At 61.6% G+C, this 19,507-nt stretch carries 17 protein-coding genes; 1 reads left to right on the top strand and 16 read right to left on the bottom strand.

The window, feature by feature from the left end; all coding sequences use genetic code 11:
- Positions 1–129: 129 nt before the first annotated feature.
- The 10 genes from ftsZ to ftsW form a co-directional block, all read right to left on the bottom strand.
- On the bottom strand, positions 130–1,764 hold the full coding sequence (ftsZ, locus tag Q1A20_RS02500) for a cell division protein FtsZ (protein WP_299403947.1): 1,635 nt from the start codon (positions 1,762–1,764) through the stop codon (positions 130–132).
- A gap of 360 nt (positions 1,765–2,124) precedes the next feature.
- On the bottom strand, positions 2,125–3,429 hold the full coding sequence (ftsA, locus tag Q1A20_RS02505; protein WP_299405124.1) for a cell division protein FtsA: 1,305 nt from the start codon (positions 3,427–3,429) through the stop codon (positions 2,125–2,127).
- Between the two features lie 32 nt (positions 3,430–3,461).
- A complete protein-coding gene (locus Q1A20_RS02510; protein WP_299403942.1) occupies positions 3,462–4,337 on the bottom strand; it encodes a cell division protein FtsQ/DivIB in 876 nt (291 codons plus the stop codon).
- A complete protein-coding gene (locus Q1A20_RS02515) occupies positions 4,325–5,203 on the bottom strand; it encodes a D-alanine--D-alanine ligase (RefSeq protein ID WP_299915749.1) in 879 nt (292 codons plus the stop codon). Before Q1A20_RS02515 ends, Q1A20_RS02510 begins: the two co-directional genes overlap by 13 nt.
- A 159-nt stretch (positions 5,204–5,362) precedes the next feature.
- Positions 5,363–6,280 (bottom strand): UDP-N-acetylmuramate dehydrogenase, encoded by a 918-nt coding sequence (gene murB, locus Q1A20_RS02520; RefSeq protein WP_299403937.1) that lies wholly within the window; start codon positions 6,278–6,280, stop codon positions 5,363–5,365.
- A 9-nt stretch (positions 6,281–6,289) separates the two neighbouring features.
- Entirely contained in the window at positions 6,290–6,538 is a 249-nt protein-coding gene (locus tag Q1A20_RS02525) for a DUF2484 family protein (RefSeq protein WP_299403935.1), read from the bottom strand.
- Positions 6,535–6,783, bottom strand: coding sequence for a DUF2484 family protein (locus Q1A20_RS02530; protein WP_367180865.1), 249 nt, complete (start codon positions 6,781–6,783; stop codon positions 6,535–6,537). The genes Q1A20_RS02525 and Q1A20_RS02530 overlap by 4 nt, the downstream gene beginning before the upstream one ends.
- Complete coding sequence (murC, locus tag Q1A20_RS02535; RefSeq protein WP_299403932.1) at positions 6,783–8,189, bottom strand: UDP-N-acetylmuramate--L-alanine ligase; 1,407 nt, start codon at positions 8,187–8,189, stop codon at positions 6,783–6,785. The genes Q1A20_RS02530 and murC overlap by 1 nt, the downstream gene beginning before the upstream one ends.
- Positions 8,186–9,289, bottom strand: coding sequence for a UDP-N-acetylglucosamine--N-acetylmuramyl-(pentapeptide) pyrophosphoryl-undecaprenol N-acetylglucosamine transferase (locus tag Q1A20_RS02540; protein ID WP_299915752.1), 1,104 nt, complete (start codon positions 9,287–9,289; stop codon positions 8,186–8,188). Before Q1A20_RS02540 ends, murC begins: the two co-directional genes overlap by 4 nt.
- Positions 9,286–10,455, bottom strand: a complete 1,170-nt coding sequence (ftsW, locus tag Q1A20_RS02545) for a putative lipid II flippase FtsW (RefSeq protein WP_299915754.1) — start codon at positions 10,453–10,455, stop codon at positions 9,286–9,288. Before ftsW ends, Q1A20_RS02540 begins: the two co-directional genes overlap by 4 nt.
- A 136-nt stretch (positions 10,456–10,591) precedes the next feature.
- On the opposite strand from ftsW, the gene Q1A20_RS02550 reads away from it, so the two are divergent.
- Entirely contained in the window at positions 10,592–11,767 is a 1,176-nt protein-coding gene (locus Q1A20_RS02550) for an aminoacetone oxidase family FAD-binding enzyme (RefSeq protein ID WP_299403928.1), read from the top strand.
- A 21-nt stretch (positions 11,768–11,788) separates the two neighbouring features.
- On the opposite strand, the gene murD is transcribed toward Q1A20_RS02550, so the two are convergent.
- The 6 genes from murD to Q1A20_RS02580 all read right to left on the bottom strand — a co-directional run bounded on the left by murD (position 11,789) and on the right by Q1A20_RS02580 (position 19,507).
- Positions 11,789–13,180: a UDP-N-acetylmuramoyl-L-alanine--D-glutamate ligase gene (murD, locus tag Q1A20_RS02555; protein ID WP_299915757.1), complete on the bottom strand. Its 1,392-nt coding sequence runs from the start codon at positions 13,178–13,180 to the stop codon at positions 11,789–11,791.
- Between the two features lie 169 nt (positions 13,181–13,349).
- On the bottom strand, positions 13,350–14,432 hold the full coding sequence (gene mraY / locus Q1A20_RS02560; RefSeq protein WP_299499327.1) for a phospho-N-acetylmuramoyl-pentapeptide-transferase: 1,083 nt from the start codon (positions 14,430–14,432) through the stop codon (positions 13,350–13,352).
- Between the two features lie 3 nt (positions 14,433–14,435).
- Positions 14,436–15,872 (bottom strand): UDP-N-acetylmuramoyl-tripeptide--D-alanyl-D-alanine ligase, encoded by a 1,437-nt coding sequence (gene murF, locus Q1A20_RS02565; RefSeq protein WP_299915759.1) that lies wholly within the window; start codon positions 15,870–15,872, stop codon positions 14,436–14,438.
- Positions 15,869–17,350 (bottom strand): UDP-N-acetylmuramoyl-L-alanyl-D-glutamate--2,6-diaminopimelate ligase, encoded by a 1,482-nt coding sequence (locus tag Q1A20_RS02570; RefSeq protein WP_299915761.1) that lies wholly within the window; start codon positions 17,348–17,350, stop codon positions 15,869–15,871. Before Q1A20_RS02570 ends, murF begins: the two co-directional genes overlap by 4 nt.
- Before the next feature lie 16 nt (positions 17,351–17,366).
- Positions 17,367–19,148, bottom strand: coding sequence for a penicillin-binding protein 2 (locus Q1A20_RS02575; RefSeq protein ID WP_299915763.1), 1,782 nt, complete (start codon positions 19,146–19,148; stop codon positions 17,367–17,369).
- A complete protein-coding gene (locus tag Q1A20_RS02580; RefSeq protein ID WP_298969992.1) occupies positions 19,145–19,507 on the bottom strand; it encodes a cell division protein FtsL in 363 nt (120 codons plus the stop codon). The genes Q1A20_RS02575 and Q1A20_RS02580 overlap by 4 nt, the downstream gene beginning before the upstream one ends.

Here is a 19,507-nt window from a genome sequence, read left to right on the forward strand (position 1 = left end):
ATCTTTGCAACCGACTGAAACACATCTGTTACATTTGAGCACAAAGACGCCTGCCACGCCCTAAATTACTGTTTTTCAATAAAAAAGAGCCGCATCTCTGCGGCTCCTTCTTCGAATTTCGTGAAGTATTTAGTTCGCCTGACGGCGCAAAAACGCGGGAATTTCGATCCGTTCCTGATCCGGATCCGCCTGTTCCTGGGGCATGGGCGCCGGTTCATGCGCGCGCTGTTGCACAGGGGGTTGCTGGCGCGGCGCAGGCTGTGCGCCGCCTTCAGCATGTCCGGTCATCCGGTTGATCAGGGAATTGATCCCGAAACGGGGGCGATCACCCTGTGCCGCATCGCGAGGTTCAGCGACCTCCCGTGGAGCAGACTGCTGTGGCGCTGCTTTTTGCGCAGCCGCCCGCAACCGCGCCATGGCTTCTGGCGACGGTGTTCCTGGGGTCGGCGCACGGGGTGCGACAAAGCTTTCGGGCTCGACGTCTGTGTCAACACGGCTGGGTTCAAAGGCAGCAACCTGCGGCTGATAGGCCGGGGGCGGCAGATCGTCGTCGTCCTGCGCCGGTGTGTCATGCGCAAAGACATCGTCGCGCGTATCCTCGGGAGCGGCTTGGTGCACGTCCAGCGATTCAAAGAGCGAGGGCTCTTCCGCTGCTTCGGCGACCACGCTTTCCTGAGGTTCAGGCATCGTGGCCACGGCGGCCACTGCCGGTGCTGGCGTTTCTTCCTCAGCAACCTCTGCAGGCTTGAGCGGCTGAGACAAAGAGCGGCGCGGTACGGGCATTTCGGTGTTCACATCCGTCGCGTCGATGCCTGTGGCCACGACGCTGACGCGCATCAGGCCCCCCATATCCGTATCCAGCGTGGAGCCCACGATGATGTTGGCCTCTGGATCCACTTCCTCACGAATGCGGTTTGCCGCCTCGTCCAGTTCAAACAGGGTCAGGTCATGACCACCGGTGATGTTGATGAGGACACCCTTGGCGCCACGCAGACTGATCTCGTCCAGCAGCGGGTTGGCGATGGCCTTCTCGGCGGCCTGGATGGCGCGATCTTCGCCGTCATCTTCCCCCGTGCCCATCATTGCCTTGCCCATTTCGTCCATCACGGCGCGCACATCGGCAAAGTCGAGGTTGATCAGGCCCGGACGGACCATCAGGTCGGTCACACCCTTAACACCCTGATAAAGCACATCATCCGCCATTGAGAAGGCTTCGGTAAAGGTGGTTTTTTCATTGGCCAGACGGAACAGGTTCTGGTTTGGAATGATGATCAGCGTATCGACAACCTTCTGCAGCGCCTCGACGCCGTCTTCGGCCTGACGCATCCGCTTGGCGCCTTCAAACTGGAAGGGTTTGGTCACGACACCAACGGTCAGCACACCCAGCTCGCGCGCAGCCTGCGCGATGATCGGTGCGGCCCCGGTGCCGGTGCCTCCGCCCATACCTGCGGTAATGAAACACATGTGTGCGCCTGCCAGATGGTCGACGATCTGTTCAATGCTTTCCTCAGCGGCGGCGGCCCCAACCGTCGCGCGGGCGCCCGCGCCCAGACCTTCGGTGACCTTGATGCCCAGTTGCACCCGGTTGTCCGATTTCGCCTGCTGCAGCGCTTGCGCGTCGGTATTGGCCACGACGAACTCGACGCCGTCGAGTTCCTTCTCGATCATGTTGTTGACTGCATTCCCACCGGCACCACCAACGCCGAACACGGTGATACGAGGTCTGAGATCTGCCTGTCCGGGCATGGAAAGAGTAAGGGTCATGGTAAAATCCGCCTGTGCTGCTGCCCCGCATTCGCGGGTGTTTTTGTGCCTATTCCGGCTTGACACTACCCTTTGAGCGCCGCAGCGTCACGCAAAAAACGCAATTTCGCCACAAAATATGGCCCAAATCCGGCCTCACTCCGCTTCAGGGAGTGTTCTTTGGCAAGATGTTGCGCAAATCGCGCATCAAGACGCTAGAAAACGCGCAGGGGATTCGGCCAGATGCAGGGCATCTGATCCGCGCAAACGCGTCGTGGTCAGCAATTTCAGGACGACTGCTCGGTCGCCTCGGGCCTCTTATGGGCCTTAGTGAAAGCGTATCACAACGCACGCGACGCGTCATCGTGATTCGCTAAAGTCTTACCAGTTATCGCGAAACCAGCGGACAGCGCGTTTCAGCGACCGGTTCGGGTAACGCTCAGCCGGAATATCGAAATCCCACCATTCGTCCTGCGGATGCGCTGCAAAGAGCGTGAGCCCAACCACGGATGCAAATCCGGGACCAGTTGCCGCCTGCGGCAATCCATGCACCCGCAAGGGCCGCCCCAACCGCACCTGTTGCCCGAGAATTTTGCTGGCCAAGCCATCAAGCCCCGGGATCTGGCTGCCGCCGCCGGTCAGAACGATCTGCTGGCTGGGCAAATGGTCGAAACCGGCTGCATCCAAACGCGCCCGCACCTCTTCAAGAATCTCCTCGACCCTGGGCCGCATGATTCCGATCACTTCGGCGCGGCTGGCCGTCCGGCGGTCGTGCTCAAAATCGCCGGTATCGCCGCCGATCTCGATCATCTCCCGGTCGTCCATTCCGGTAGCATGCACCCCGCCGTGCATGGTCTTGATCCGCTCGGCCATCACCATGGGCACTTGCAGCCCCATGGAAATATCCCCGGACACATGATCGCCGCCCATACGCACGGTATCGGCGTAAATCATGTGTTTCTTGATGAAGATCGACACGCCGGTGGATCCGCCGCCGAGATCGATACAGGCCGCGCCCAATTCCTGCTCATCTTCCACCAGCGCGGAAATGCCACTGACATAGGCGGATGAGGCAATGCCCGCGAGCTCCAGATCACAGCGTTTGATGCAATGCGCCAGATGCTGCACCGCTGCGCCGTCGATGGTCAGCATGTGCATGTCGACCGACAGCGCATTGCCCAACTGTCCGCGCGGATCGCTGAGACCGGAGCGGTGGTCGATGGCGAAATTCACCGGCTGCGCGTGCAGCACTTCGCGGCCCGGTCCGTAATCCGGCACATCGCAGGCCGCCAGCACGCGGGCCACATCCTGTTCATCGACCGCCTGCCCTTCCAGCGCGATCTGCGCATCCAGACCGTAAGACCTTGGCTCAGCCCCCGCGAAACAGGCAATCACGTGATCAACACGAATACCGGCCATTTTCTGAGCGCCCTGAAGAGCGGTGCGAATGGCGCGTTCGGTTTCCTGCATGGCGCAGATCTCACCAAACCGGACCCCGCGGGACCGCGTCGTGGCCGCGCCGATGACCCGAAACCCGGACTGCCCGGCCAGGGACCCGATTTCACCCTCATCCCCGAGATCGCCGGTGCCATCGAACCGCAGCACCAGACAGGAAATCTTGGAACTGCCCACATCCAGAATGGCCACCACGCCGCGTTGCATGGCCGCCTTGCGCATGTTCCGCATCTGGCGCTGGCTGTCGTATAAATCCATTGTTTCTATTGCCCCGAAAACTGTTTTATGTCCCACCACAATGCCGTGGCCTGCTCGCTCATCTGTAAGGTCGGTCGCGTGCCCAGCCGCAAATCGACCCGCACCACGTCACGCGCCAGAATGTCCTGTGCCCCATCCAGCGCAATCACCCGCTCCAGCGCTTCCACAGCATCCGTTTCGGGCAACAGGATGCGTTGACCCCGATCCAGCACAACGTCCCAGCGCCGCGCGCCCATCCGGACAATGCCGCGCAGCCGCCCGCCCAAGGGGGCCGCGGCCCGGTAAAGGCTCAGCGCTTCCTTGACCTGCGCTTCGGCGCCTTCGCCAGCGATCACCATCAAATCGGGGCGGTCCATGCGTTTGGGCAGCGTCCCCAGATGCGTGCCGGTGATATCCACCAGGATCAGCCCTGTGCGCCCGCGCCAGATCGCAACCGGTCTGCGTGGGGTGACGTCAACCTGCAGGATACCGCCCGGACGGATGCGCACCCCCACTGTTTTCACTGGTGCAAGCGCTGCGATTGTCTTCCGGATTTCGACGAGATCGAGGTCAAAGGAGCTGACCGGGAAATTGAGCGGCACCACTTCGCGGATGTCTTCGGCCAGCGCGTCGTCACCGCCATCGATGGCCATCAGCTGGACCATGAACTCCGGGCGTGTCTCGAAACTGGCCCGCGCCTCGGCGACCGTGTCGTGAATGGCCTGCCGCCGCCCCTCGTCCGACAGATACCAGGCCCCCGCCAGAAAGGTCAGCGCCATGGGCACACCCGCGCGCAGCATCAGCAAGAACGCAGGCGTCAGCATCAACCGCTGCATGCGCCAGGCCCACCGCGACGGTGCCGGGTCGCTCGCAGCGGGCCTGCGGGACATCAGCGATCGCATGAGGCGTCCTCCACCATCCAGGCGCAGAGCTGACCAAATGTCATGCCGCAGGCCTGCGCCTGCTCCGGCGTCAGCGAGGTCGGGGTCATGCCGGGCTGGGTGTTGGTTTCCAGCAGGATCAACCCGTCAGCGCCCTTGTTTTCATCCCAGCGAAAATCGGTGCGGCTGACACCGCGACAAGCCAAAGCTTTATGCGCCCGCAACGCGTAGTCCATACACAGATCGAAGATCTCCAACGGCACATCGGCGGGCACGACGTGGCGCGAGCCGCCCGGTTTGTATTTTGCATCATAGTCGTACCAACCGTCCGTCAGGATATCTGTCACAGTCAGGGCACGATCCCCGATCACAGTGGTGGTCAACTCGCGGCCCGGCGCAAAGGCCTCCACCATGACGTTCTTGGGCATATCATCGGAGAGTTGCGGTGGCCCATTGCTGGCCTCATGCACCAGATAGACCCCAACCGAAGACCCTTCGTTGTTGGGTTTGACAACATAGGGCGGCGGCATCACATGCCGCTTGCGCACGTCCTCGGCAGGAACAATCACACTATCGACGATGGGCAACCCCGCGGCAACAAACGCATCCTTGCTGCGTTGTTTGTCCAGGGCCAGCGCGGAGGACAATACGCCGGAATGCGAATAGGGCATCCCCATCCATTCCAGCAGGCCCTGCACACATCCATCCTCACCCCAACGCCCATGCAGGCAATTCAGGATCGCATCCGGTGAAATATCGTCGAGAACCGTGCAGAGATCGCGGCCTGCATCGACCTCGATCACTTCAAATCCTTCTCCCCGCAGGGCGGCTGCACAGGCTTGCCCGCTCGACAGAGACACTTCGCGCTCAGCCGAAGGGCCGCCCATCAATACCGCCACACGCTGGGGTGTCCTGCTCGACTGACCCACTTTGGTGCCTCTTTGCCGGACCGTTTCGGCCCATTATTTGTTTTTAGCTCCGACTTTTGCGCCGGTTCACCGCTAATTTTCTTTCTGCACTCTGGCGAGGGTTTGGTTAATGCCCCGTTAACGCTCGCCGACGCGCATGATTTCCCATTCTAGCGTGATACCGCTTTGGGCGTAAACCTTTTTTCGCACAGCTTCCCCCAATCCTTCCAGGTCCGCCGCTGTGGCCTCCCCGGTGTTGATCAGAAAATTCGAATGCTTCTCACTCATTTGCGCCCCGCCCTGCCGCGCCCCGCGCAGACCTGCGTCGTCGATGACTTTCCAGGCTTTGAGATCATGCACATCATCCAACTGACCGGTGGAGGAAAAACCGGCGGGGTTGCGGAACGTGGAGCCTGCGCTGCGGTCCTTGGTTGGCTGCGTGGCGTCGCGTTTGGCGATCTGATCTGCCATGCGCGCGTGCAGCGTCGCGGGGTCCCCCGAGGGCGCCTGAAACGTCGCTTGCGTGAGCACCCATCCCGCCGGTAAATGGCTTTGCCGGTAGGCAAATTGCAGGTCATCAGCGCGCAAGGTCACAACCTCACCGCTGCGCGTGATCGCTTGCGCCTCAATCAGAACATCCGCCGTATAGCTGCCATAGCAGCCCGCATTCATACGCACAGCCCCGCCAATGCTGCCCGGTATCGTGCGCAGGAACGTCAGATCAAGACCCGCATCCGCCGCTTTCTTTGCCACATGCGCATCAAGAGCCGCCGCCCCCGCCGTCACACCTGTGCCATCGATCTCGATGCCGTTGAACCCGCGCCCAAGGCGAATGACCACAGCGCGCAGGCCGCCATCGCGCACAATCAGGTTGGATCCGACACCCATCGGGAACACCGGAACATCCGCAGGCAGATTGCGCAGAAAATCGCGCAAATCCGCAAGGTCAGCCGGTTGAAACAGCCAATCAGCGGGTCCGCCCACGCGCAACCACGTCAGATCGCTCAATGCTCGATTGGGCGTCAGGCGCCCGCGAACCTCTGGCATGTCGTTCATCGGCCAAGCCTATCGCAGGGTCACGCGCTTGATCCAGCGGCCCAGGTAAATGACAGGCCAGCGCAGCACCGACATGCCGCCCGCCAGCACCAACATGCCAATCCAGGGCCCATGTTGCCAGGTCACGAACCCAACGATGGGAATGCCGATGGCGATCAGGACATAGGCGTTGCGCCAGTGGTGATCCTTGCTCGGCGTCATCGCCAGGATGTTTGCCGCCACGGCCCAGCAGGCGGCCAAAATCAACGAGAGGCTCATTCAGGGATCTCCGGTCTTTGCCCACGGGCGCGGGCGAGAAAAAAACGCAACGGGTTACGGAACATGGAAACGAAAGCAAATAGGGCCAGCACCGCCGCCCACCATGCAACCTCCATCCCGATCCAGAGGATCAGCAAGGGTGCTGCAATCAGCAAGGCAACGCCCGGAATATATTGATGGCGCATCGGCAGCATTGCGACCGCCGCAGAGGCAAAAACCCATAGGATTGCCGCCCAAAGCAACATCAGGCGGCCCCTCTGCGCAGCCGCGCAGGCAGGCCGTTGGCCCAGGCACTGATGGTCCCCGCGCCAAGGCAGACCACCATATCGCCGGGGCGGGCCTGTTCACGCACAAGACGTTCAAGATCATCCTCACCCACAACTGCGCGGGCGTGACGGTGGCCATGCCGAATGAGCCCGGCCACCAGATCATCGCGGCTGGCCCCCTCAATCGGGTCCTCGCCCGCGGCATAGACCTCGGCAATGCCGACCACATCGGCGTCATTGAAACAGGCGCAGAATTCGTCAAAAAGATCAGACAGCCGCGTGTAACGGTGCGGTTGATGCACGGCGATCACGCGACCCTCCGTCGCCTGCCGGGCCGCCTTCAGGACGGCCGTGATCTCCACCGGGTGATGGCCGTAATCATCGATGATCGTTACGCCCTCGACATCGCCCACGCGGGTGAAGCGACGGTTCACACCGGCGAAATTCGCCAGGGCCTCGCGGATCTGGTCGCCCTTCATGCCGAGATGCCGCGCCACGGCAATGGCCGACAGCGCGTTGGAGACGTTGTGATCCCCAGGCATCGGCAGGCTGCAGTCCTCGATCATGATCCCCTCGGCTTGAAGGGCGACATCGAAATGCGCCACGCCATTTTTATAGGTCAGGTTGACCGCCCGCACATCAGCCTGAGCATTGAAGCCATAGGTCACCACGCGGCGGTCGGTGATCTTGCCCACCAGCGCCTGCACCTCCGCATGATCCGTGTTGCAGACGGCAACGCCGTAAAACGGAATGTTGGAGACAAAATCGAGGAAGCCCTGGCGCAGCGTGTCAAAATCCCCCCAGTGCTCCATGTGCTCGGGATCGATGTTGGTGACAATCGCGATGGTGGCTGGAAGGCGGTTGAACGTGCCATCGCTTTCATCCGCTTCGACCACCATCCACTCGCCCTCCCCCGCCCGCGCGTTGGAGCCATAGGCGTGGATGATGCCGCCGTTCACGACCGTCGGGTCGAACTCCCCTGCATCCAGCAGCGTCGCCACCATTGTCGTCGTGGTGGTCTTGCCATGGGTCCCCGCCACCGCAATGTTCGATTTCAGCCGCATCAGCTCCGCCAGCATCTCGGCGCGGCGCACGATGGGCAGGCCCTGCACGCGGGCCGCATCCAGCTCGGCATTGCCGGGTTTGATCGCGCTGGAAATTACGATGACTTCGGCATTGTTGATGTTTTCGGCGCGCTGACCTTCAAAGACATGCGCGCCCAGCTCTTGCAGCCTTTTGGTGATCGGCGTGGCCTTCAGGTCAGACCCCTGCACGGTATAGCCATGGTTCAACAGCACCTCGGCGATGCCTGACATGCCGATACCGCCGATGCCGACAAAATGGATGGGCCCAACGTCGCCGGGCAGTTTTGTTGCTGCACTCATTCTTCTTGCCTTTTCATTGTCAGCCCCTCGACCAGTTCCACCAAGGCTTCCGTTGCATCCGGTTTGCCAAAGCGCGCGGCCGAGCGCGCCATTTGCATCGCCCCCTCGGGATTGTCCAGCACCGAGAGGATCTGTTCCGTGACGGCATCCACGTTCAACCGGCTTTCGGGGATCATGATCGCGCCACCCGCCTCAACCAGCCCGCGCGCGTTTGCGGTCTGGTGATCGCCGGTCGCCGCCGCATAGGGGATCAGAATAGAGGGCCTACCGATCACCGAGAGGTCAGCGACGGAAGAGGCCCCTGCACGGCTGATCACCAGTTGCGCTTCGGTCATGCGGCGCGGAACATCATGAAAGAACGGTTGCACATCCGCGTTGATACCCTGCTCTGCATAAAATTCCGTTACGCGCTCATGATCTTCGTCGCGGGCCTGGTGACTGACCCGGATGTTGCGCAACATGTCCATGGGCAGACCTGCAATGGCGGGCGGGATCACATCGCTGAGAATGCCCGCACCCTGGCTGCCACCGATCACCAGCAGCTCCATCGGATAGTCGCCGGGCGAGATATACCCGGCCTCCACCCGTTCCAGAATGGCGCTTCTGACCGGGTTTCCGGTGTGGTATCCTGCGACCCCATCGGGCAGATCCGTGGGCCATGTGCCGCAAGCAATCGCATCAACTTTCGCCGCGAAGATCTTGTTTACACGTCCCAATATGCCGTTCTGCTCGTGGATCATCCGTGGCAGCTTCATCAGGTAAGCTGCCGACATCGCCGGGATCGTCGGATAGCCGCCAAATCCCACCACCACCGATGGTCGGTCCCGCATGAAGGCAAAAAGCGCTGAAACCGCCCCCACGGCCAGACGCGGCGCAACCATCGCCTTTGCCAGCAGACCGCCGCGCGCAAAAGTGGCGCTGCTGATCTCTTCGATCTCGGTGCTATGCGGGAAACCTTGGGTATAGCGCGCACCGCGCGCGTCGGTGGACAGCTTCACCCGCCATCCCCGCAGCAACATCGCTTCGGCCAGCGCCTGGGCTGGGAACATATGCCCGCCCGTACCCCCGGCCGCGATCAACAAAAGAGGTTGCTTGCTCACTTTACCCGTCCACGTGCCAGAAGATCACTGATTTCGCCTTGCGGGCGGGTGCGGGTGAACGCCAGCAACATGCCAACCGCGATCCCGCTGGCAATCACCGAAGACCCACCATAGCTCACAAACGGCAGGGTCATCCCCTTGGCGGGCAGCAGCCGCACGGCAACGCCCATGTTGATCATCGCCTGAACCCCCAGCGTGCAAGCCAGCCCCGTGCCCGCCAGGCGGATAAACAGGTCGCGTTCCCGCAGCAGCCGCAGCAGGGACCGCACAACCACGGTCGCATAAAGTGCTATGATGACCAGCACCAGGATCAATCCATATTCCTCAGCTGCCACAGCGATGATAAAGTCCGTATGTGCGTCCGGCAGGGACCATTTTACCTGTCCCTCACCCACACCGACACCAAAAAAGCCACCTTCCTGAATGGCATTTGTGGCATACCCCAATTGGGTCCGTGGGTCGATATCGGGATTCAGAAAACCGTCGATACGGCGGGCAAAGTGTTCCGAATTGGAATAGGCCAGCGTACCGCCAAAAACCACCAGTGCCGCCATTCCGACCAGCAACGCCATCGGCGCCCCCGCGACGAAATACATCACACCCCAAGCAAAGAGAATGAGGCAGGCCTGCCCAAAGTCGGGCTGCATGACCAACATCATCGCAATCGCCATGCAGAGCGCGAAAGACCATGTTTTTCCGGGCGGGCCATTCAACTCGGAGGACGCCGCCATCATCCAAGCCGCGACGATCACGAACCCTGGTTTCAGAAATTCGGAAGGCTGGATCGCCGCAAAGCCCAATCCATACCAGCGCACGGCCCCTTTGCCAAAGTCCGTTCCGAAAAATGGCAGTAAAGACAGCGCGATAAAGGCCACAATGAAACCAAGCACAGCCAGCCGCCGCACCAGCACCGGAGACATCATCGAGGTCACGATCATGGTCAGGAGCGCCAATGTGCCAAAGAACGCTTGCCGCTGCACGTAGTGGAAGGGTTCGAACCCGTTCTTTGCGGCCAGCGGCGGCGAGGCGGCCAGCCCCAGCAAGAGCCCCACCGCAAAGAGGATGAGCACACAGGACATCGCCCATTTGTCAATCGTCCGCCACCATTTGGGAAGGATCGGTTCACCATCGCGAACCGGAACTGCGCCATAGACCATTTCTGTCATGGGTGCCTGCCTTGGATAACTACACTGCCTCGATACGCCCCTTTTCGGGGTCTGATCCGCACACAGTAACGCGAAATCATCCACAACGCTAGCCTCAAGGCTTGTCATTTGCGGGATTTCACGCCAGTTGGCCGTGATGCAGGTAGACATAGCAATTATCGGTGCCGGGGCCGCAGGCATGATGTGCGCCGCCCATGCCAAGGGGCGCATTCTGATCGTGGATCATGCCCGCGCGCCGGGGGAAAAGATCCGCATTTCAGGCGGCGGGCGTTGCAACTTCACCAACCTGTATTGCGACGCCGGGGCCTTTTTGTCCGGCAATCCGCATTTCGCCAAATCCGCGCTGGCCCGATACACGCAGTGGGATTTCATTGATCTGGTGGATCGCCACGGCATCGCGTGGCACGAGAAAACATTGGGTCAGTTGTTTTGCGACACCTCCGCAAAGGAAATCATCGCGATGCTGCGCGGGTTGATGCAGGAAAACGGCGTTGACCTGCATTTGCAAACAACTGCGCACAGCTTTGCAAAGTCACCTGACGGGTTCACGTTTCTGCTGAAATCCGACGCGGCGGAAACGCTGGTGACCGCAAAAACGCTAGTGATTTGCACAGGCGGCAAATCCATCCCCAAGATGGGGGCGACAGGGCTTGCCTATGAGATCGCGGCGCAATTCGGTCTGCCTATGAAGGAGACCCGACCGGGGCTTGTCCCTTTCACCTTTGCGCAAGAGCGATTTTCAGGGCTCGCCGGCGTGGCAACCGATGCGCGCATCACCGCCGGTGGGACCAGTTTCGAGGAAGCACTGCTTTTCACGCATCGCGGCCTGTCCGGCCCGGCGATTCTGCAGGCCTCTTCCTATTGGCGTGAAGGCGAGAAAATTGCCGTCAACCTGACGCCGAATGCCGATCTCTACACCGCGCTGCGCGACAAACGTGGACACTCCGGACGGCGCAACCTGACAACGGAATTGTCGCAGCACCTGCCCGCCCGGCTGGTAGACTTTCTCGCCACTGAAACCGATCTGTCTGGCAATCTCGCCGATCAATCGGATGCGAAACTCCACGCGATCACCACGCAGCTGTCCGAATGGTACCTGACACCCACGGGGACCGAAGGCTACCGCACCGCAGAAGTGACTTTAGGCGGTGTGGACACCGACGCGCTTTCGGCCAAGACAATGGAGGTGACCGCTGTTCCGGGGCTGTTTTTCATCGGTGAGGCCGTGGATGTGACGGGCTGGCTGGGCGGTTACAATTTCCAATGGGCGTGGTCATCGGCCATGGCCGCTGCCTCCGCACTGCGGCCCTAGGCGCAACCAAGATCCCCGCACTCAGAGATGTTTTGCCACCGCGTCGGCAAATGCCTCGCCGCGTTTTTCGAAGTTATCGTATTGATCGAAACTCGCTGCCGCTGGCGCAAGCAGGATCACTTCTCCCGCCTCAGCCTCAGATACCGCCCGCGTCACCGCTTTTTCCATCGTGGTGCAGACCTCTGCCTCCACCGGCAATTGCATCGCAAAATTGGCCGCTTCGCGCCCGATCACATAGGCTTTCACCACGGTGCGGGCGTCGCCGAGCGTTGCCAAACCGCCCTCTTTTTCAAGCCCGCCGCAGATCCAGCGCACCCGCTCGAAGGCCGAGAGGGCTTTGGCCGCGGCATCCACATTGGTGGCCTTGCTGTCGTTCACAAAGCGGACACCATCCTTTTCACCAATCAGCTGACTGCGGTGCGGGAGCCCCGCAAAGCTATGGAACGCGGCCTCGATGACCTTGGGGGCAAGCCCCAATGCCCGGCAGGCGGCATAGGCGGCGCAGGCGTTCTGGTGATTATGCGCGCCGGGCAATCCCGGCACGCCCCGCAGATCGATTGAGGCGGCCTGCTTGCCTTTGCGGTATTCCGACAAGAACCCCTTGCGGGCAAAAACCTGCCAGCCCGGCCCGGTCAGTTTTTCCGCGACGGACACGCGGATCACCCGATCATCGGCGCGGCCCTCCGCCAGTTGCCCAGCCAGAAAACGCCCTTCGGCTTCGTCCACGCCAATAATCGCGCGATCCGGGCCGCCCTCCGCGAACAAGCGTCTTTTGGCCGCGAAATATCCCCCCATGCCTGCGTGGCGGTCCAGATGATCCGGCGACAGGTTGGTGAACACCGCGATGTCCGGGGTCAGGCTGCGTGCGAGATCGGTCTGGTAACTGGACAGCTCCAGCACAACGACTTCGCCATCAATCGGCGGATCGATATCGAGAACCCCGCGCCCGATGTTGCCCGCCAGCTGACAGGGCCGGTTCACCTCGCTCAGAATATGGTGCACGAGCGCCGAAGTTGTGGATTTACCGTTGGACCCGGTGATCGCCACGACCCGCGGGGGCACATCAAAACGGTTCCACTCTGTTGTCGCGAAGGATTGAAAGAAGAGCCCGATGTCATTGTCCACCGGCACGCCCGCGCTCAGCGCAGCGGCGACAACCGGGTTCGGCGCGGGATAGAGATGCGGAATGCCGGGGCTGACAATGAGACGCGCAATCTCTTCAAAATCCCGCGCGTCCCGGAAGGGTTGACAGGTGAACCCTTCGGCCTCCGCCGTGTCGCGCGCGGCCTGCGTGTCATCCCAGCAAATTGGCACGGCGCCGCCCGCGGCCAGCGCGCGTGCAGCACTCAGACCGGAACGACCAAGACCCAACACAGCGATTTTGTGACCTTGCAAACCTCTGACCGGAATCACCTAAGCTCTCCTTGGAAATTGTCGGGGCGACACTGCCGCTCCTGCAGCTTGCTGACAAGCGCGTTAACTCTATCGGGAGGAAAAGCGACGGGGATCAGGCCACATTTGCACGCGGCGCGCAGTGCCGGATTTGCCAGCGTACTACGCACAGTTGGTCACGGGTGACGTGTCACCGCACTTTCAACGTCGCCAGACCAATCATCGCCAGGATCAGCGAAATGATCCAGAAACGGATCACGATGGTGCTCTCCGCCCAGCCCTTTTTCTCATAGTGGTGGTGGATCGGCGCCATCAGGAAGACGCGCTTGCCGGTGCGTTTGAAGTAGAGTACCTGGATGATCACGCTCATCGCTTCGACCACAAAAAGCCCGCCGACGATGGCCAGCACAATCTCGTGTTTGGTAGAGACGGCGATGGCGCCCAGAGCCCCGCCCAATGCCAGGCTGCCGGTATCGCCCATGAAAACCGCCGCTGGCGGCGCGTTGTACCATAGAAAGCCAAGGCCGCCGCCGAAAATACCCGCCGTAAAGATCAGGATTTCACCCGTTCCGGGCACGTAATGCACGTCAAGATATTCGGTAAAGTCGACGCGCCCCACCGCATAGGCGATCACGCCCAGCGTTCCGGCGGCAATCATAACCGGCATGATCGCAAGGCCATCGAGACCATCGGTGAGGTTCACCGCATTGGCGGCCCCCACGATCACGATGATCGCAAAGGGGACAAAGAGATAGCCCAGGTTGATCAGCGTGTCTTTGAAAACAGGCAGCGCCAGCCGGTTGTACAGCGCCTCCGGGTGATGCTGTGCCGCCCAATAGGCAGCGACAGCGGCGATGAGAAAGCCCAGCAGCAAACGCACCCGGCCGGGCACGCCCGCCGTGGTCTGTTTGGAGACTTTGGCATAGTCATCCATGAAGCCGATGGCCGCGAAGGACATGGTGACAAAGAGCACGATCCAGATGAAGGGATTGTCGAGCCGGGCCCAGAGCAGCGTCGAAGTGAGCAACGCGCCCACGATCAGCAACCCGCCCATGGTGGGCGTACCGGCCTTGACAAAATGGCTTTCCGGGCCGTCGTCGCGGATCGGCTGACCTTTGCCCTGGCGTTTGCGCAGCACCGCGATGAGCGGTTTGCCAAAAAGGAACCCGAAGACCAGCGCCGTCAGAAATGCCCCGCCCGCGCGGAAGGTGATGTAGCGAAAGAGGTTGAAGAAATCCCCCCCGTCCGACAGCAGCGTGAGCCAGTAAAGCATTCGTTATCCTTCTTCCACGTCCAGCGGGGCATGTCCCATTTTGCGGATCGCGTCAACGATCAGGCCGAGTTTCATGCTGAGTGACCCTTTGGCCAGCACCACGTCACCGCTATCGAGGGAACGTTTGAGCCGGGGCAGCGCCTCTTGCGCGGTTTCGAACCAGTCACCGCGTTGGGCATCCGGCAAGAGATCATAAAGCGCGCGCGCCAGCGGCCCGATGCAATGGATCACGTCGATCTCCTGCGTGGCGGGCAAATGCGCAAGGGCCGCGTGCAGGGCAATCTCATCCGCCCCCAGCTCCTTCATATCGCCCAGATAGGCGATGCGGCGGCCTTTGGACACGCGGCCAATGTCATTCATCACCGGTGCTGCGGCCAGAACCTCCAGCGCGGCAGCCATCGAGGTCGGATTGGCGTTGTAGCTGTCATCAATGAGATCCAGCGACAGGCGCGTATCCACCGCGTCGAGGAAAATCCGTTCCCGCTGCCCGCGCCCCTTATAGGGACGCCAACGCCCCAGGGCGCCGACGGCCAGCGCGATATCAGCCTTGAGCGCGGCCACAACCGCCAGCGCCCCCAGCGCGTTCATCGCAAAATGACGCCCCGGTGAGGCGATCTTATAGAGCAGCGGTGCTTCGGCCATCTGCGCCTGCACCACGGTCATGTCATCGCGCAGGTCAGCGCGAATGAGTTTGAAATCATAGCCTTCCGTGCCAAAGCTGATGTCGCGCAGCTTGCAATCCAGCGCCTTGGCCATCAGAATCGCAGAAGTTTCGACATCCGCGTTCAGAACCGCCACGCCGCCCGGTTCCACGCCCTCGAAGATCGAGGCCTTTTCCACCGCGATGCCGCTGATGTCGTCAAAGGCCTCCAGATGCGCGGCGGCGACCGTGGTGACCAGCGCCACATGCGGGCGGGCCATTTTGGCAAGCGGGGCGATTTCGCCGGGGTGGTTCATGCCGATCTCGATGACAGCAAATTCGGTCTCGTGGGGCATCCGCGCGAGGGTCAGCGGCACGCCCCAGTGGTTGTTGTAGCTGGCCACGGAGGCGTGGGTGCGCCCCTGAGCAGAGAGCATTTCGAGCAGCATTTCCTTGGTGGAGGTCTTGCCGACGCTGCCGGTGACCGCCGCGACCTTGCCCGTCATTCGGGCACGTGCAGCGGTGCCCAAGGCTTCCAGCCCGGCCAGAACGTCGTCAACCATCAGCAAGGGTGCGGTGTCGGGCACGCCCCCTGGAACATGGTCTACCAGCGCCGCGGCGGCCCCTTTTTTCAGCGCCTGCGCGACAAACTCATGCCCATCGCGCTGATCCTTCAGGGCTACGAAGAGATCGCCCGGCTGCAGCGTGCGCGTGTCGATGGACACGCCCGTGGCGGACCAATCGCCCGTGACCGTGCCGCCCGTGGCAGCGGCGGCTTCCTGCGCCGTCCAGAGGGTCATGCCATCCTCCCATCAAGCGCGGCAACGGCAACACTCGCCTGTTCGGCGTCGTCAAAGGGCAAGATATCATCGCCAACGATCTGGCCGGTCTCATGGCCCTTGCCTGCAACCAACAGGGCATCTCCCGGTCCCAACGCGTCGACTCCGCGCAGGATGGCCTCCGCCCGGTCGCCAACCTCCTGCGCATCCGGCGCCCCCAGCAGAACCGACGCGCGGATCGATGCGGGGTCTTCTGAGCGCGGGTTGTCATCGGTCACAATCACCAGATCGGCGTTGTCAGCCGCAGCCTGTCCCATCAGCGGGCGTTTGGTGGCATCACGATCCCCACCTGCGCCGACAATGGCGATGAGCCGCCCCACCACGTGCGGACGCAGTGCGCGCAAAGCGGTCGCCACCGCATCCGGCGTATGCGCGTAGTCCACAAACACCGTGGCCCCGTTCTCACGCTTTGCCGCCAGTTGCATCCGACCCCGCACCGTCTTGAGGTCTTCAAAGGTGTCAAATACATGGTTCGGCTTTTCACCGCAGGCCACTACAAGTGCTGCCGCCAGCATCACGTTTTCCGCCTGAAAATCACCGATCAGGTTCAGGCGGCGCACGTAGGATTTACCCAGATGGTAAAACTGCACGGTCTGACCCGTTGCATCGACCTGAACATTCCCCAGATGGAAATCACCGATATCGCGCCCGACCGAGACCACCGGGCACCCGCGCGCATTGGCGATGGCGGCCATATCGACACCGCGCTCTTCCTCGATATTGATCACGGCCTTGGCGTCCTCCGGCAGGACCCGCGCAAAGAGCCCCGCCTTGGCATCGAAATAGGCTTCGAAGCTTTCGTGATAATCCAGATGGTCCTGGCTGAAGTTGGTGAACCCTGCCGCCTTGAGCGTCACGCCATCGAGGCGACGCTGATCCAATCCGTGGCTGGAGGCTTCCATCGCTGCATGGGTCACACCGTGATCTGCCGCCTGAGCGAGCGCCCGGTGCAGCGTGATCGGCTCCGGCGTGGTGTGCATCAGGGGCGCGGTCCAGGACCCTTCGACGCCGGTCGTGCCGAGGTTGATCGCCTGATGCCCCAGCATCGTCCAGATCTGTCGCACGAAGGTGCTGACGGAGGTTTTACCATTGGTCCCCGTCACGGCGACAACCACCGGGGGCTGGCGCCCGAACCACAGCGAGGCGGTGCGCGCCAGTGCTTCACGCGGCTCGGTCGTGACGACAACGGCGGCATCGCTTTCAGCCAGCACATCGCGGGCGATCTCTGCACCCGTCGCATCGGTCAGGATCGCGGCAGCACCCATTCGCAGGGCATATTGGATGAACTCACCGCCGTGCATCTTGACCCCCGGCATGGCGGCAAAGAGGAATCCCTCCTCCACATCCCGGCTGTCCACGGCAAGACCGGTGATCTGCGGGTTCCGCCCGGCCTTGGCCGTCAGTCCCAGTGAGGAAAGTGATTTTATGTCAGCGCTCATGCCGGGCCTTTTCGGCTTAGTTCTTGGTGAGCTTTATATCCGTCAATTCCACAGGTTCAACGGTTGGTCTGAGGCCCAGCAAGGGGGCCACGCGTTTGATCATCTCCGCCGCCACGGGCACGGCGGTCCATCCGGCGGTCCTGCGCGGCTCGTCACCGATGGTATCCACCGGCTCGTCCAACGTCACAATCAATACGTAGCGCGGGTCATGTGCCGGGAAAATCGAGGCAAAGGTCGCGATCACCTTGTCATCATAATAACCACCCTGACGGCGCGGTTTGTCGGCCGTGCCGGTTTTGCCGCCCACAGCATAGCCCGCTACATCACCAAAGCTGGCGGTGCCCTCGGTGACGACGCGGCGCAGCATCTTGCGCGCCTCGGCGGATGTTCTTTCCGAGAAAACACGCGCGCCGGATTGCGGGCCATCCTGCTTGAGCAGCGTGGGCTTCACTTTCAACCCGCCATTGGCGATCGCAGCGTATCCTGCTGCCAAGTGCATCGGCGAGGTCGACAGCCCATGGCCATAAGAGATGGTCATGGTGCTCAGCTCGGACCAATTTTTGGGCAGAAGCGGTTTGCCTGTTGCGGCCTCCACGATCTCGAAATCCGTGGCCTCCAGCATGCCAAGCTCGCCCAGGAACGCACGTTGACGCGCCACGCCGATTTGCTGTGCCAGCCGTGCCGTGCCGATGTTGGAGCTTTTCTCGATGATCTTGGAGACGGTCAGCTCATTGCCATAGTTGCGAAAATCCCGGATGCGGAACTTCCCCCAACGCAATGGCCCCTTGGTGTCGATCACCGTGGAGGGGTTGACCAGCCCCAGATCCATCGCCTGCGCCACAGTGAAGATCTTGAAGGTAGAGCCAAGCTCGTAAACGCCCTGCACCGAGCGATTGAAAAGCGGGCTGTCGGAGGCATCGCCCTGAACCGCGGGACGTGGGCGGTTGTTGGGGTCAAAATTCGGCAGCGAAACCACGCTGACGACCTCTCCGGTATGCACATCCATCAGGATCGAGGTCGCCCCTTTGGCGTTCATCAGCTTCATGCCGCCATAAAGCACGCGCTCCGCGGCGGCCTGAACCGTCAGGTCCAGCGACAGCTGCAGGGGCTTGTTGCCATTCGCCGGGTCGCGCAGGTAGTCGTCGAAATACTTCTCCACCCCTGCCACGCCGATGACTTCAGCGGCATGTACGCCTTCCCGACCGTAGCTTGCGCCGCCCATGACATGGGCCGCAAGACGCCCATTGGGATAGAGGCGCATGTCGCGGGACCCAAAAAGCAACCCCGGATCGCCGATTTCATGCACCGCCTGCATTTGCTCCGGGCTGATCTTGCGCTTGATCCAGATGAATTTGCGCTTGCTGGTAAAATCCTCCAGCAAGTCATCGGCATCAAGGTCCGGAAACACACGGGCCAGCTCCCGCGCAGAATGCGCCGGGTCGATCATCTGCGGTGGCTGCGCGTAAAGTGAATGCGTCTCAAAATTGGTGGCCAGCAGACGCCCGTAGCGGTCGACAATATCTGCGCGGCTGGCATGGATGCGGGCGCCCGGTGCTTCGGCCTGCGGCTCCATCGGCTCTGCGGTTGCCAGCAGCCCCATGCGCGTGCCGATGACACTGAACGCCACGACAAAGAACAACCCAAGCACCAGCAGGCGGCCCTCGGCGCGTTGTCGGGCCTGGTCGCGCATCTGCTCGTGGCGGATGCGGATGTTTTCGCGTTCAATCGCGTCGGGGTTTTCGCCCTTTTCGCGGGCTTCCAGAATACGCGCGAGCGGGCGAAGCGGTGTGCGGATCATGGGCGGGCCTCTTCATTCGATGCGTCCCCGAGGTTGGATACATCTACCGGATTGGTGATGGGCAAAATCGGATCGGGCGGGTAGGCCACCTGATCAACAAAACCGAACTGTTCCGGGCGCAGTTCCAGCAGGCCCAATCGGTCAAAATTGATCTCGGCAAGATCGCGCAAACGGTCCGGACGGTTGAGATAGGCCCATTCCGCCCGCAACACCGCCAAACGTTCATGCGCTTCGCGGATGTCCTGACGCAGATCTCTGGTCTCGCTCAGCGCCGCCTGGGTCGCGTAGTTTTCGCGGTAGGCCCAGAAGGCGAGGCCAATCACGCCAAGGGTGGTGAGAATGTAAAGGACCGTCCGCAT

This window comes from uncultured Roseobacter sp. (assembly GCF_947501835.1).
Taxonomy (GTDB): Bacteria; Pseudomonadota; Alphaproteobacteria; order Rhodobacterales; family Rhodobacteraceae; genus Roseobacter.

Excerpts from the sequence above, each read along its gene's own strand:
- ftsW (WP_299915754.1), bottom strand. The coding sequence starts at position 10,455 with ATGACAGAAATGGTCTATGGCGCAGTTCCGGTTCGCGATGGTGAACCG.
- Q1A20_RS02580 (WP_298969992.1), bottom strand. The coding sequence starts at position 19,507 with ATGCGGACGGTCCTTTACATTCTCACCACCCTTGGCGTGATTGGCCTC.
- Q1A20_RS02570 (WP_299915761.1), bottom strand. The coding sequence starts at position 17,350 with ATGAGCGCTGACATAAAATCACTTTCCTCACTGGGACTGACGGCCAAG.
- ftsA (WP_299405124.1), bottom strand. The coding sequence starts at position 3,429 with ATGCGGAACATGCGCAAGGCGGCCATGCAACGCGGCGTGGTGGCCATT.
- mraY (WP_299499327.1), bottom strand. The coding sequence starts at position 14,432 with ATGCTTTACTGGCTCACGCTGCTGTCGGACGGGGGGGATTTCTTCAAC.
- Q1A20_RS02515 (WP_299915749.1), bottom strand. The coding sequence starts at position 5,203 with ATGGGCGGCCCTTCGGCTGAGCGCGAAGTGTCTCTGTCGAGCGGGCAA.
- murB (WP_299403937.1), bottom strand. The coding sequence starts at position 6,280 with ATGAACGACATGCCAGAGGTTCGCGGGCGCCTGACGCCCAATCGAGCA.
- Q1A20_RS02575 (WP_299915763.1), bottom strand. The coding sequence starts at position 19,148 with ATGATCCGCACACCGCTTCGCCCGCTCGCGCGTATTCTGGAAGCCCGC.
- murC (WP_299403932.1), bottom strand. The coding sequence starts at position 8,189 with ATGAGTGCAGCAACAAAACTGCCCGGCGACGTTGGGCCCATCCATTTT.
- ftsZ (WP_299403947.1), bottom strand. The coding sequence starts at position 1,764 with ATGACCCTTACTCTTTCCATGCCCGGACAGGCAGATCTCAGACCTCGT.
- Q1A20_RS02530 (WP_367180865.1), bottom strand. The coding sequence starts at position 6,783 with ATGTTGCTTTGGGCGGCAATCCTATGGGTTTTTGCCTCTGCGGCGGTC.
- Q1A20_RS02550 (WP_299403928.1), top strand. The coding sequence starts at position 10,592 with ATGCAGGTAGACATAGCAATTATCGGTGCCGGGGCCGCAGGCATGATG.
- Q1A20_RS02525 (WP_299403935.1), bottom strand. The coding sequence starts at position 6,538 with ATGAGCCTCTCGTTGATTTTGGCCGCCTGCTGGGCCGTGGCGGCAAAC.
- murF (WP_299915759.1), bottom strand. The coding sequence starts at position 15,872 with ATGACCCTCTGGACGGCGCAGGAAGCCGCCGCTGCCACGGGCGGCACG.
- Q1A20_RS02510 (WP_299403942.1), bottom strand. The coding sequence starts at position 4,337 with ATGCGATCGCTGATGTCCCGCAGGCCCGCTGCGAGCGACCCGGCACCG.